This window comes from Desulfomonilaceae bacterium (assembly GCA_041662605.1).
Lineage (GTDB): Bacteria > Desulfobacterota > Desulfomonilia > Desulfomonilales > Desulfomonilaceae > CAJBEZ01.
Genome location: JBAZSD010000011.1, coordinates 100578 through 114938, shown reverse-complemented (window position 1 = coordinate 114938; position 14361 = coordinate 100578). Strand labels below are relative to the sequence as shown.

Here is a 14361-nt window from a genome sequence, read left to right as displayed (position 1 = left end):
GGAGTAAGCGATGTACGAGTTCGTCAGCGGCCCGTTGGTTTGGATAGCCTTCATAGTGTTTGTATCAGGGATGGTCTATCAATTCGTGACCATGCTTAGATCGGCTAAGAAGGACAAGGTTATCTATCCGTATATGAGCCTAAAATATTCGCTTAGGTCATTGTTTCACTGGATGATCCCATTTGCGTCCAGAAATATGAGGGCCAGATATGAAGTGACTATTGTGACTTTTCTGTTTCATATTTGCTTGATTCTGGTCCCTATATTCCTACTTGCGCACATAGCCATGTTCGAGTTTGCTTGGGGTTTGAAATGGGGGGCTTTATCCCAGGTGGCCGGGACTTATATGACGATAATCGTTGTCCTGGCAAGCTTGTTTTTCTTAATTAGGCGACTGATGATGCCCGAAATTCAATTCGTAACCTACCCCTCAGATTATTTGTTGCTTGCAGTCGCGGCGGCCCCATTTTTCACCGGTCTGGCCGCCAACCAGCAGTGGTTTGACTACCAAACAACTGTGGTAGTTCATATGATCACCGGATCAGTAATGCTGATGGTTATCCCTTTTACAAGATTGAGCCACATGCTCTTCTTTCCCTTTACAAGGGCTTACATGGGGTCTGAATTCGGCGCGGTTCGCAACGCCAAGGATTGGTAAGAAGAGATTGAAACGGAGGATACAGCCCATGGGTTTACCAGCGATTCCGATAGTTAGCGATCCTGGTTTGGATGAAACCGTTAAGGAGCTCACCCCGGAAAAGATAGCAAACGTTGTCAACAGGATATTAGACAATGAAACGGCAGCGAGGTTCAAGGTCTACATGAAGACCTGCGTTCATTGTGGTCTCTGCTCGGACGCTTGCCATTGGTTTTTGTCTAATGATCGAGATCCGCGATTTTCGCCGGTAGGAAAGGTTAAACAGACTCTTTGGGAAATAATCCGGAGGAAAGATTCTCTGAATCCCGCCTTTCTTAAGGAATGTTCTCGGATAGCTCATACTGAATGCAATGTGTGCCGAAGATGTAGCATGTATTGCCCCTTCGGTATTGACATAGCATACATGATTATGGTTGTCCGCCGGATCTGTAGTGAACTGGGAATGGTTCCTCAGTTTCTTCAGGATACTGTCAACAGCCATTCGGTCACTCAGAACCAGATGTGGGTCAAACAGGATGAGTGGATTGATACGTTGCAGTGGCAGGAAGAAGAAGCCAGGGGAGAAATAAAGACCGCACGCATTCCTTTGGATAAGGAGGGAGCGGACGTTTTCTATTCGGTGATAGCGCCTGAACCCAAAATTCTTGCTCAACTTATCGGCAACATTGCTCAAATCATGGCTGTAGCAAAAGTTGACTGGACGATGCCATCTTTTGACGGATGGGACAATAGCAACATGGCGATGTACTCGGGTGATTTCGAGACCATGGGTCGTGTAGAAAGATATCACCATGAGGCGGCTCTAAAGCTCAAAGCTCGAAGGATTGTTATGGGAGAGTGTGGACATGCTTTCAGAGGAGCTGCCTATGACGGTCCGAAATGGCTCGGGTGGCGGCAGCCCCCTATTCCTCTGATACACGCCGTAGATTTCTATCATGAACTCATCACGACTGGCCGCATAAAGATCGCCAAGAAATTTGAGACACCAGTCACGGTCCAGGAACCTTGCAATATCGTCAGAGGGCGGGGATTGGGGCAAAAGCTCAGAGAAATAATTGCGGCGACGTGTGAAGATTTTCGACCACCCGATCCTGATTTCGAACACAATTATTGTTGTGGAGCAGGTGGAGGTGCGATCAATTGTGGTCCTCCCTGGAAAACATCAAGAGTTAAGGGGAACAGGGTGAAGGCTGAGCAGTTGGCTGCTACGAAAGCCAAAATTATTATCACGCCCTGTCACAATTGTCACAGTGGAATCGAAGACATCGTCGGTGGTTACAAGTTGGGCATGCACGTAAAGTTTTTTAGCGAGATACTCATGGAAGTGATGGAAATCCCTGACGAGATCAAAGTTTAACTGATGAAAGTTTTTAATTCACAAAATGCCCAGAAAAAGGGAGTGGATACATGCGTAAGACAAATCTGAGAATAGCTCTAGTTACGCTCGCTCTTTGCGCAGCGATGGTTATCGGTGGGACAAAGCTTATCCACTCCAAGTCTCCCGTAAGCCAGCAGCCTGCAAAAGAATTGAGCACGCCTATAATCATCGACCACAAGGGAAACGCAGTAAAGCTGGATCGTGCTCCTGTGGTCTTTGATCATGACACACACACCAAGGTCCTCCTTAAGGACAATCCGGATAATTGCGCCTTGTGTCATATAGTGAAGGAGAAGGATCCGTCTCTAGTGGGTTCTGAGGCGCTCGTGTTTAAGTTCCCAAAGACAAGTGTCGATATGAACGACAAGCCGGCCATCATGTACGCCTACCACAACCAGTGCATAAACTGCCACAAGAAGATGCGATCAGAAGGTAAGAAGAGTGGGCCGGAAATTGGAATGTGCGGCAAATGTCACGACCGGAAGGCCAAAACAACCAAAATGTCATGGTCCTGGAAACCGATATTTAATTACAAGGACCACGCAAAGCACGTAGAAACAGTCAAGAAACTCGAAGGTTCGGTCCCTTTGAATATTGCGGGAAAAGTGCAGGTTGTTGGAGATGTAAAGGATGCAAACAAGAACTGTATGGTCTGCCATCATCTGTATGATGAGAAGCTAAAAAGCCTGTACTATAAAGAAAACACGGAAAACAGTTGTTCCTCCTGCCACAAATCAACGACTCAGAAAAATGTCAGATCCATTTCGGACGTGTCCCATGCGGCTTGTATAGGATGTCACATGAAGGTCGGGGATGTGATCGCAAAGGAACGTAAAAAATCCGGCCGGAAGCATGAAGCCAAGGAACAGGAAAAAAAGACCGGCCCGATTGAATGCAAAGGATGTCATGGGGATCACAAATCTCTTCCCCTCAAAGATATAGCCCTGATACCGAGGCTTGATAGAGGCCAGAAGGACGTAATTGATCTTACGACCCCTGAAAAGCCTGATGCTCAGCAGATACCAGGGCAAGGTCCCAGGATGAAGGTTGTGCCCTTTAACCACAAGTCTCATGAACCAAGAGCGCAATTCTGCAACTCATGTCATCATCACTCACTCGAAAAATGTTCCAATTGCCACTCACTCACCGGTGACACCAAAAAGGGTGGCGGAATTAGCTATGAACAGGCCTTTCACCTGATAAGCGCCAAAGATTCCTGCGCCGGATGCCATCAGACCACGGTCACCAGTCAAAAATGCTATGGATGTCATCAGTGGAGACAGTCAAGCGCTCTACCTCAATCATCTTGCCCTGTTTGTCATCAGGGACCATCACAAGGAAAATTTCCAGAAGCGCCACCGATTACTCTTGATCTGGATAAGGACAAATTTCCCGAGAAAGTCATAATCAAGGGCTTGGAAAAGGAATTCAAGGCGGTGGATTTTCCTCACGCAAAAATTGCCAACAAATTGAATTTGATTTCCAACGACAGCTCACTAGCCAGAACGTTTCATGCCGCAAAGGGCCAGAACACTATATGTTTCGGTTGCCATCATGGGTTGGCGTCCAGCGGAAATCAGCCCAATAAATTTCCAGCGTGCGCGACCTGCCACGGAAAACCGTTTAATCCAAGCAATCCTGGCAAACTAGGAACCCTGGGGGCGTACCACCGCCAATGTATAGGGTGTCACCAGGCAATGAACCAAAAACCGCTTGGGCTGGAATGTGTAAAATGCCACGCTGAAAAAAAGACCCCGAGAAAGGTCAACTTGCAGACTACGGAAGAACCTCCACAAAAGTAAGCTCGTCAAAGCTTTAACAAAAAGGAGACCAAGATGCCGCACATTCTTTGGGAATTTTTCACTCATACAAAAGAAATGGAATATCTTATCGTAATCATGTATCTCTTCCTATTTATCTCTTTCTGGAGGTTCCTGACATATAAGGACAAAGATTGAATATAACCAGGAACGTGTTGCGCCGGATCAAGGGGACCAAAAAAGGAGACTGTCAAAGATGGACAACAGTAGAAGAAATTTCTTTAGGGTACTAGCAGGTCTTGGCTTGTCAGCTTCACTTGGCGGCACGAGCATTGCCAGGGCTGATGGCGGCCTACTTCCAGGGTATCCTAATCAGTTCGGGGTCCTGGTCGATACGACCGTGTGCATTGGATGCAGAAGATGTGAGTGGGCCTGCAAAGAGTGGAACAAGCTACCCGATCAGATGGACCTCAAGGAATATGAAAAAGATCAGAGCGTGTTTCAAGACGTCAGGCGTACCCATGCTAACACATACACGGTAGTAAATCGTTTTGAAAACCCTAGGGATTCATCCAAACCCATATTCGTAAAGAAACAGTGCATGCACTGTTACGAGCCAGGTTGCGCATCTTCATGTTTTGTCAAAGCGTTTACCAAGCGACCTATCGGACCGGTCACTTACGACGCTTCTCTTTGCGTAGGATGTCGTTATTGCATGGCTGCGTGTCCATTTGACATCCCCGCTTACCAATATGACAACCCGTGGACACCGGAAGTCACCAAATGCACATTCTGTTTCGATCGGATTTCCAAAGAAGGCGGAATTCCTGCTTGTGTATCTATATGCCCTGTCGAGACCATGACTTTTGGGAAACGGACTGATCTGATCGACCTTGCTCATAAGAAAATTATGGACAATCCGGGAAGATATGTGAATCACGTTTATGGTGAAACCGAGGTCGGCGGCACTAGCTGGATGTATCTATCGGCCGTGCCATTTGACAAAATCGGATTTCGCACTGATCTTGGAACTACACCGATACCGACGCTAAGTAAACCGTTCCTGTCTCTGGTTTCTCCTGTATTTATCGTGGTTCCAGCTCTGGCTATGGGGATGTATAGCTTCAAGAAGCGTAGGGACGAGATTGAAAAAGATGAAATCAAAAAGGCTCTGGAGAAAAAGGAGGGCAAATAATGGAATCGACTCCCGCGACGATGAAGCTCGAATCCTCCTGGATGCGGGATAAAATCTTTTTAGGCATGACCTGGGGAGATTATGTACGCAGTAACTTTACGAAGTTTAACGCAGTCGTCGCCCTCATCCTGTTAGTGGGGATTCCTGTAATATTGTATAGGATCATATTTGGATTGGGCCCATCGACCAATCTCTCCGACAACAATCCATGGGGAATATGGATAGGGTTTGATATGCTTTGCGGAGTTGCGCTGGCTGCCGGTGGATTTGTGATCGGAACGGCCGTCCACATTTTCGGCATGAAAGAATACGGATTTCTTTTTCGGCCTGCAGTCCTGACAGGTTTTTTGGGATACCTCTTCGCAATTATTGCCCTGACTTTCGATTTGGGAAGATATTATAGACTACCCTATCCAATGTTTGTGTCGTGGGGCGTAAGTTCGGTGCTGTTTCTCGTAGCCTGGCATGTGGCGCTATATCTTAGTTGTCAGTTCGTAGAGTGGTGCCCGGCCATTTTCGAGTGGCTCAATATGAAAAAGGCTCGTAAAATATTTATTAAAGCTACATTAGGTGCTACAATATTTGGAGTTTGCCTCTCCATGCTTCACCAGTCTGCGCTGGGATCAATTTTCTTGCTCATGCCGGAAAAGCTTCATCCTTTATGGTATTCAGAATACATTCCTTTATTTTTTTTCATGTCAGCGGTTGTTGGCGGAATCGCTATGACAATAATAGAGAGCAGCGCTTCTCACAAAATTTTTAGCCATCAGATCAAAGTACACGATCCCGAACATCTGAACAGAGTAACTCTGGGATTGGGGAAAGCTGCGTCTGTAACTCTTTTTGCCTATTTTTTTATGAAAATGATCGGCCTGGCTCACGGTGACACCTGGTCGTATCTTGATACGCCTTATGGATATTTATATTTGGTAGAGGTTTTCGGATTTGTTTTACTCCCAGCTATGATATTTATGTACGCCGTACAGAACAACCTGGCCGGCTGGGTAAGAGGTTGCGCAATCTATACGGTTTTCGGAATAATTTTGAATCGTCTGGACCACTCGATAATCGCATACAACTGGCATCTCGCGTGGAAAGACAGGTATTTTCCATCCTGGATGGAAGTCGTACTGACCATTACGGTGGTAACAATTGGAATTTTGACATTTCAATGGATTATGAATAGGATGCCGATACTCTATGAGCACCCTGATTATGAACCGGAAGAACATTGACGGATTGTTTCTTCGAGGTAAAAACCATGGCAAAGAAAATTATGGTAGTGGATGATGAGGCTCATCTTGTAAAATATTTGACCACGTTTCTTGAGGACTGCGGATATGAAACCTGTTTTGCCTCAAACGGAGAAGAAGCCTTTGAAGTCCTACAGAAAGAAAAACCTGACCTGGTAACATTGGACCTCCAGATGCCTAATGAAACCGGCACACGGTTTTACCGGAACATGACAAAGCATAAATCGTTCAAGGATCTGCCGGTGATAATTATAAGCGGCCTTCCCGGACGTCACCTTGCGGTGTCCAAGCCTTTCGCCGTGTTTGACAAACCTATTGACAGGGATGCTTTACTCCTGGAGATCAAGAAGGCTATAGGATAGCGCAAGCGCCGGTAAAAGTTATTTCGTGATCTTTCAGAGTATCTTAGGCAAATTAATTTAGTTCTTCTATCGACGCGCATTCCATAGGGACCGGTTTTAAAATCGATCCCTATTTGATTTTTAGGACGGAGAGTTACAATGCCGGAGCTTCCCAACTACGATTGGAAACGCTTGCTCGATGCCCTACCATGTTATGTTACGCTTCAGGACAGTGAACTGAATATTTTGTGGAGCAATAGCGCCCATCGACGGGATTTTGGCGCCATCAAGGAGAGGACATGCAGGAAATTATATAAGATTAAGGAATCCCAATGCGGCGACTGTATAGTCAAAAAGACCCTCGAGGATGGCGCTGTCCACTCAAGGGAACTGTCCCTGGTCTTGAAGAAGGGGACAAGAGTTAGCGTGGTCGCTTACTCATCCCCATTTTATGACAACCTTGACAGACTGGTTGGAATAATTGTGACGTCGGTCAATATTACCTCTGTCAAGGAAATGCAGAAACAACTCATAATGGTGGGGCAAACCGTGGCTGGGATGGCTCACAGTATCAAGAATATAATGATGGGCCTTGACGGTGGAATATATATTGTTAACAGTGGGATAAAGGGGAATGATCAAAAGGAGATCAAGGACGGGTGGGAAATTGTGCTCCTTAATTTTGAAAAACTCTCCCACCTCGTCAAAGATATACTTTATTGTTCAAGAGAGAGAGAACCAAATTTCAGGTTGGTAAACCCGAATGCGGTTGTAACGGAAGTATACAATCTGTTCAAGGATCTAGCCGCTCGATACGCAATTGAGATACATCTCGATTTGGATGCCGCAGTGGAAGAAACCGTGGCAGATCCAGAAGGTCTGCACACTGTTTTAACGAACCTGGTGACTAATGCGATGGACGGCTGCAAAATGGACTTATGGAAAGATACTCATCTACTCGAAATTAGAACTCGAACGGGTTTTGACGGCTCAACTATAATTGAGGTCGCCGATAACGGGGTCGGGATTGATAAGGAATTGAAACACCATGTGTTCGAGGACTTTTTTACTTCCAAAGGAGATAAAGGAACCGGTCTGGGATTAATGGTAACTCAAAAAATCATGAAAGAACATGGAGGTAGCATTACTTTCCGGTCCAGGCCATCCCAAGGAACTACTTTTGTTGTCAGCTTCCCCAAGAGAAACCTTCCCCCTATCCCAGCGCAAAACCACTGATACTTGTGGAGAAGGAAATGCCCGGACTCCGATGTGGCTGACTCCGGGCGCCATCATGTTATTTCTTCGCTGCGGCGGCTCGTTTCGAGGCCTTCAAAGGGTTAATCTTCTGCGCTTCTTCAACCTGTTTTTTCTCGAGATGGGTTGCGAAATTGCAGTCTCCAGTATTCCACTTGGAAGCCGGATTAGCCGCTACCAAGCAATATACCTCTTCTTCAAAACTTGATGTTCTGTTGCAACCCTGACATTTGTCAATAATGGTGAGGCAGCGCCCCCCGTTGAAGTTACAACCTTTTTTGGTCATGAATGAACAACTCGCGCCTTTTCTGACAGTATCGCAATGCATATGTAGATCCTCCGGTAGAAGTCTGAGCTATTTAATAAAATAAGGTTACGCTAAAACTTAGTAATTTACTAATAATTGACTATTGGTTCAAGAGTAAAGTTCCAAAACCAGCTTCTGATTTGAAAATATTTCATCGCGCAATTCGAACTTTGCTTCATCACAGGGTTTTCAGTTGCCTTTTTCCAGTTTGTCACGGATCGAAGCGGAATAGGCCAATGCCAGCAAGATTGAATTGAACTTTGTCTGAGCCGTATCTCCCCTCGATGTCAACACAATTGGAGTCGTGCCCGGACCGGCTGTGATAATCCCTCCGATATCGACCATCAACCCAAGGCTGCCCATAGTTTTTGAAAGCATCTTGTAGAGAACATTTGCGGTATTTATTTCCGTAGCTACAAGGCAGTTCGCGTCACCCATTATCCTGCCCTGATAATGCTTTTCTTCCGCCACTTCCGGCGCAGTCGCCAGATCGAAGGACAAAGGACCTTCCACAATTAGGGGCCCGTACTTTTGTTCAAGGTCTTTGGATAAAGCCTCAGCTTCTCCGGCAACCAGTGTAGCAGGTATGGCAGCCGTCTCTTTCTCAACAGCGGTGATGATCGCAAGTTTCAAAGGTAGATCTCTCCCGACCACTCGACGCACCACATCAAGTTGATTTTCAATCGCTGTCAAAAGCGTCTGGGCGCTGGTAAAAGCCGGATTGACCGCAGCGTCCGACAGAGCGAAAAATCGCTTGTCAGGGAACACCAGAAGTCCACTGTACGTCGCCAGCTTGCGTTTGGGAGGATTGTCGGGATCCACGGTTGAAGGGTCCTGCTTGTAAATCGAGAGGGCCACATGAAGCAGTGCGGCGGTATCGATACTTCCCTTCATGATGATGAAATCAGGATGATCCACGAGGAATTTTCCAAATTCCTCCGCCATTGATTTCTTTTTCGCCTCATAGTCCGCAGCAAGCGGATCAGTCGGTATAACATGAACATCAGGATCATTTACCAGTGACAATCTCGCCTTGGATCGCTCTATAGCAGATAGGATATCATCTCGATCACCAACAAGAGCCAGGTTACGGACAAGTCCATATTCTTTGGCGTTCGTGGCCGCGAGCAATGCGTCTTCGTTGTCCGCTCCCACAAGAACCAGATTTGCCGGGTTGATCGTTTTCTTTTTTATTTCACCCGTAACGTCATCTAATAGAGTGGAAAATGAAAACGCTTCGGTTAGTGTGCCGGATGATTGGAGAACATGTAGGGCCTGCTTCATGCTGCGTGTTTCGAAACCATAATGCAAACGGCTTTCACCTTCAGCAGGGTTGACGTACATTTCAAACAGGTGATTGGCTATGAGATATTCGTGCTCCAGGGAGTCCACGCACATGACTGGAGTAAAGGGATTGTCAATGCGATCTCTTATTCTAACGAAAAGTTTCTGAAAATAAGGATCGCTTGCTCTCATACTGGTAACTATGATGAAATTGGGGCGCTCCGAAGAATCGCCCGAAGAACACATTTCCAAGGCCATGGCCGTGCTTTTTGCGTATGAATCAACCACGTGGTTAAGGGAGTTTGCGAGCTTCGCGGATATTTTCCCCGATTCGATGATCATGAGCAGCTCACAGACTTCCATCACACCGGTCCCCATATCCAGGGCGGCCAATCTGAATTGAGGGGGGATTGTGAAATTTTCCTGTTTCAGATGCTCTACGATTTTTGAAAAATCAAAGTTTATCAGGATCTTGTTCGCATCCTGAGCAGCCAGTTCTCTGACTATGCGAGGCCCAATCTTGCGCACTACCGAGGCAAAAAGCTCATCCAGGCTTAGCGCCAGTAGATTGAGACTATCCTGCTCTATCCCTTTAAGTTCGGAAATAATTGCCGCTATAGACTTTAAGGGGGTTACCTTTACGTAACCTTTTAGACTCTGTTGTAATTCTCTGGAGCCCGGGCGGAAGAGAAAATTTAAATCCTGGGCCGCAAGGGTTGAAAATGACAGTGGACTGCACAGCGAAGCGTTTATCGCTGCTTGACCCCTCTGACCTTTCAGGAGTTGGACCAACTCCCAGGCAATGAGAGCGCTCCGGTTGAGCGAAGAATTATGCAGGCGCTTCCAGGATTCATCCCTAACATTCTCAGTTAACACATAGATTCCGTCCGGCAAGGGCCCCAAATCCCCTCCCCCACACACGACATCCGTCACCTCGGCTAGCTTGACTCCATTCTTGATCAGAATGTTCATTATCTGGAGAGCCAGGCCCTCGGGCGAGACACCAAAGGTACGGAAATCAATTTCGCCCCTGAACAAAACTACAAATCCCTGAACAGCCAAGACATAAACAGCGTAGCGTTTGGCTATTATCGCAACAGTGATTGTTCGACGAAGTTTGGCGAATGAACGAAAGACCACCTGTTTGCTCAATTCAGGAGCTTTTCTACGAACAACGTTTTTAAGGATCATCCTGATTAGCGGATGTTGATGGCCGGTTGTAGCGCTGTGACAGAGTGTCGAGACATAGAGCGATAGAAGTTCACCATAGGACCGAACAATTTCTTTCTTGTTTCTTACTTCCTCGAGCCCACCTTCTAGTCGGTTTAAAAATCTAGCCAGCAAATCTCTATTTTCAGGAGTTTCCGAAATTTTTTCCAACTGCCTCAGCTTTGGCACCGCTTCGTCGTACAAAAACGACCCAAGTTCACTGAAATCAGCGTCAATTTTCTTGGATTTATTGAAAAGTTCCTTTAGTTTTGGGAAAGAATAGGCCGGGACCGCGACCTGACTGGAAGATTTCGTCGCCGTAGGGATCCGGTCAAAATATCCAGTGGCAGTCAGAATCTGGTCAATTTCGGAAAACAATTCATTAAATTTAGGAGTAGGGCTCTTCAAAATTAAGGGTTATCCTTGAAATGCCTTTCTAGTAGATCATTCCATCTCTTGTCGGTGAAATCCTGCAACCTTGAAAGATTCTCAGCCGAGATCTTTCTGAAACGAGTCTGCCCTTTGACGTAATCCGCTACTGTCTTCTTCCGACCCTTTTCGGCAAGCGCTAGGGAACGTGAGGTCAGGCGAAACTTGCCTTCAGAAATTTCGAACAGCGCATGAATACCGGTTTCTACTGCAAGTTTTCCCATCTTGACAAGATCCTTGTTTGGAAACCCCCATCCTGGCGGGCACGCGGCGTGGACCTCAATGTAACGTGGCCCTTTGACATCCTTGGCAAATTTGAATTTGTCGTAAAGATCAAACGGAAATGACGGCGAGGCTGTAGCTATGTACGGGAGATTGTGAGCCTCGACTATCCTGACCATGTCCTTCTTATGCTGAAGCTTGGCAAGAATTGGAGTAGTGGATGTTACCGCCCCTACCGGGCTTGCGCTCGATCTCTGAGTCCCTGTGTTCATGTATCCTTCATTATCATAACAAACATAAATGAAATCTGTCCCTCGTTCAAGAGCGCCGGACAAGGCCTGGATTCCAATGTCATAAGTCCCGCCATCTCCTGCAAAAGCCACTACAGTGTATCCGGTTTTCCCTGTGGCGCGAAGACCGGCGACAATGCCTGTTGCCGAAGCCCCAGTAGCGGCAAACGGATTGTTGATACAGACTACTTTAACGGGTGTTATTGGATAAACCCCGTGCAGGACCGTCATGCAACTGGCGGGAACAGCTACTATGGTTTTCCCTTCATCAAGCGCCTTTAGGGCGTGTCTGTAAGTGAGCATCAGACCACAGCCGGCGCAAGATCTTGTGCCAGGTAATATCATCTCTGTTTTAGGAAGTTGTCTAATTGAGCTTGTAGGCATAAAGAATCACCTTCAATTCCTGATGAATTCGTCTACTTTTTCAATAAAGCCCTCTGATGAACCAATTAGAGGGAACTAGAGGTCACGCACGTCAAGCCAACAGTGTTTGGTTTCTCCCCCTACACATTTAAGGGTCGCCTGGGCTAATTGATCAGGCCTAACATCTCGCCCTCCCAATCCCACGATATAAGAAGAGATCAGGGGCCTATGTTCTGAGTCGTACATAGCGGCTTTGGCATCCATGGCCAGTGCGCCCTGATATCCGTAGCTAACATCCTTTTCGAAGAAGGTTACAGTTTTCAGGCCGGCGAGGCTCTCCACCATCTCAACTCTTGGGAAAGGCCGATAAACTCGAACACCTACAACACCCGCCTTAACGCCTTCGTTTCTCAACTGATCCGCTGCCAGGGTGCATTCTGAAGCAAGGGAGCCCATGCTCACCATGGCGTGTTCAGCGTCATCCATACGATACGTCCAAACCGAGGCTCCCCAACTTCTTCCAAAAATTGCCGAGAATTCCTCATCTGCAGACTTAATTTCGTTCACAGACTCAAGGATGTCCTGTTGCAAACGATATCGGAACTCCATGTATCCGGGCATCAACCTACCTTCAGGGTCAGGTCTCGGATCGCTCAGAATGAGAGGGTTGACATTCATGAGAGTATGCCCGTCCATTCCAGATCTGTCCTCCAAGGGTGGTAGGAATCCATCGACTTCTTCCTGCGACGGCACATCAACCGGGGTGCTGGTGTGGGATAGAATAAAACCGTCATAACATACCATGATCGGTATCTGAATCCGCTCGGCGACCCTATAAGCCTGTATTACACTGTCCAGAACTTCCTGGGAATTCCTGCAATAAATCTGAATCCAACCGGTATCTCTCTGGGACACCGTATCCTGCTGATCGTTGAGAATGGTCCATGGCGCCCCGACTCCACGATTAACACAGGCCATCACAATTGGAACCCTGCTCCCGGCCGCCCAGTGCAGCATTTCGTGCATGTATAAGAGGCCATTGGCGCTAGTCGCCGTAAACACCCTCGCTCCAACCTGGGATGCGGCTACAACGGAAGCCAAGGCCGAATGCTCACTCTCAACAGTAATATACTCGGCCTTCAGTGACCCATTTTCCACCATTTCCGCAAGCTCTTCAGTCACTGGGGTTTGAGGAGTTATAGGATAAGCGGAGATTACCTGAACGCGACACAATTTTGCCGCCAGAGCGGCGGCTGTGTTAGCTGTTATTATTTCAATTCGCCCCATTTACACGACCTGTATTTCATTTATTGGACTTTGCTGATGTAGTAATCAAAGTCGATATTGTGTTGAAAGTTTTATGGGATACTATTCTACTTGTCATCTACCATCTCGATGGCTTTTCTAGGACATTCTTCGGCGCATATACCGCAACCTTTACAATATGTTAAGTTGATCTCGAGAGGAAATGTAGAGGATATGACTCCATCCGGGCAATAAAGCCAGCATAATAAGCAAGAATCCTTTTTAGAGCACTTATCGTGATCAATTCTGGGTGTTTGAGATCGCCAATCCCCTGTCTTTCCAGCTTCTCCCTCTGCCGGCTTCGAGATGGTTCGGATAGGTATGGAATTTTCTGCCAAAATACGCTCCTGTTTTACAAACTGATTCAGTTGCTGAAGAAATAGGGATCAAGCCCATTATCCATGCGCAGCGACGGAAAGACTTCCGATCTCTGAGACCTCAGTTCTTTGAAAAGCCAGATCCAGGGCTTTGATATTTCGTTCGAGAGATTTTCCTTTGAATTTCTTCTCTATGGCCTTGCGTACGTTTTCCATTGAAACGAAATTTGTCGCAGCCACCAATGGCCCCAGAATGGAGGTGGAAACAAGGACGTTGCCCTCTATGATCAACCCCGCCTCTTCTGAACAGTGATATGCGTCTGATATCGCAATCTTGAATTGACCCTGCAAATTCAGATCATTAGCTGATTTAGAAGAGTTTATTACTAGAAGGCCCCCAGTTTTAAGATTGGAAGTCACGTTCACCATTTCGAGAAGATTGTCATCCAGCACAACGGCTATGTCAGGAAACAGAACATTTGAGAAAGTTCGAATCGGTTCAGGGGAAATCCGGGTGTGAACACTGACAGGGGCGCCACGCCTTTCGGAGAAGTATGTGGGCTTTGCGCTGACTCCCTTGAAGCCTGAATAATACGCAGCCTCAGTGAACATCTTAGCCGCTGTAACGGCCCCCTGTCCGCCGCGACCGTGCCATATTATTTCATAGTTTTGATTTGATTTCATGATCGATCCTTAATTATTAAAGCCCCTTATAATAATTAAGGATCGATTGGGGGTCAAGCAAGAAATTTTGAGGAATTTTCACTTCCGCAAATAAGCAGCGCCCTAATATCGC

General features: G+C 46.7%; 13 protein-coding genes. 7 read left to right on the top strand and 6 right to left on the bottom strand.

Annotation, left to right across the window (positions count from 1 at the left end):
• The first annotated feature begins 10 nt into the window (after positions 1–10).
• The 7 genes from WC647_10850 (at position 11) to WC647_10820 (ending at position 7821) form a co-directional block, all read left to right on the top strand.
• On the top strand, positions 11–658 hold the full coding sequence (locus WC647_10850) for a nitrate reductase (protein ID MFA6222798.1): 648 nt from the start codon (positions 11–13) through the stop codon (positions 656–658).
• Positions 659–686: 28 nt separating this feature from the next.
• On the top strand, positions 687–2015 hold the full coding sequence (locus WC647_10845) for a (Fe-S)-binding protein (protein ID MFA6222797.1): 1329 nt from the start codon (positions 687–689) through the stop codon (positions 2013–2015).
• A 50-nt stretch (positions 2016–2065) separates the two neighbouring features.
• Entirely contained in the window at positions 2066–3838 is a 1773-nt protein-coding gene (locus tag WC647_10840; GenBank protein MFA6222796.1) for a cytochrome c3 family protein, read from the top strand.
• A 214-nt stretch (positions 3839–4052) separates the two neighbouring features.
• On the top strand, positions 4053–4991 hold the full coding sequence (locus WC647_10835; GenBank protein ID MFA6222795.1) for a 4Fe-4S dicluster domain-containing protein: 939 nt from the start codon (positions 4053–4055) through the stop codon (positions 4989–4991).
• Entirely contained in the window at positions 4991–6226 is a 1236-nt protein-coding gene (locus WC647_10830; GenBank protein MFA6222794.1) for a hypothetical protein, read from the top strand. The genes WC647_10835 and WC647_10830 overlap by 1 nt, the downstream gene beginning before the upstream one ends.
• A 26-nt stretch (positions 6227–6252) precedes the next feature.
• Positions 6253–6606: a response regulator gene (locus tag WC647_10825; GenBank protein MFA6222793.1), complete on the top strand. Its 354-nt coding sequence runs from the start codon at positions 6253–6255 to the stop codon at positions 6604–6606.
• A 138-nt stretch (positions 6607–6744) separates the two neighbouring features.
• On the top strand, positions 6745–7821 hold the full coding sequence (locus tag WC647_10820; protein ID MFA6222792.1) for an ATP-binding protein: 1077 nt from the start codon (positions 6745–6747) through the stop codon (positions 7819–7821).
• 58 nt (positions 7822–7879) lie between these two features.
• Here WC647_10820 and WC647_10815 read toward each other — a convergent pair whose 3' ends face one another.
• From WC647_10815 to WC647_10790, 6 genes are all read right to left on the bottom strand, one after another.
• Positions 7880–8167: a PxxKW family cysteine-rich protein gene (locus WC647_10815; GenBank protein ID MFA6222791.1), complete on the bottom strand. Its 288-nt coding sequence runs from the start codon at positions 8165–8167 to the stop codon at positions 7880–7882.
• Positions 8168–8335: 168 nt separating this feature from the next.
• Positions 8336–11047, bottom strand: a complete 2712-nt coding sequence (locus WC647_10810; protein MFA6222790.1) for a phosphate acyltransferase — start codon at positions 11045–11047, stop codon at positions 8336–8338.
• A 2-nt stretch (positions 11048–11049) separates the two neighbouring features.
• Positions 11050–11964: a thiamine pyrophosphate-dependent enzyme gene (locus WC647_10805; GenBank protein MFA6222789.1), complete on the bottom strand. Its 915-nt coding sequence runs from the start codon at positions 11962–11964 to the stop codon at positions 11050–11052.
• Positions 11965–12039: 75 nt separating this feature from the next.
• Entirely contained in the window at positions 12040–13230 is a 1191-nt protein-coding gene (locus tag WC647_10800; protein ID MFA6222788.1) for a transketolase C-terminal domain-containing protein, read from the bottom strand.
• Between the two features lie 86 nt (positions 13231–13316).
• Positions 13317–13586, bottom strand: coding sequence for a 4Fe-4S binding protein (locus WC647_10795; GenBank protein MFA6222787.1), 270 nt, complete (start codon positions 13584–13586; stop codon positions 13317–13319).
• Positions 13587–13643: 57 nt separating this feature from the next.
• Positions 13644–14249 carry a 2-oxoacid:acceptor oxidoreductase family protein gene (locus WC647_10790; GenBank protein MFA6222786.1) on the bottom strand — a complete coding sequence of 202 codons (606 nt, stop codon included), beginning with the start codon at positions 14247–14249 and terminating at the stop codon, positions 13644–13646.
• Positions 14250–14361 lie beyond the last annotated feature (112 nt).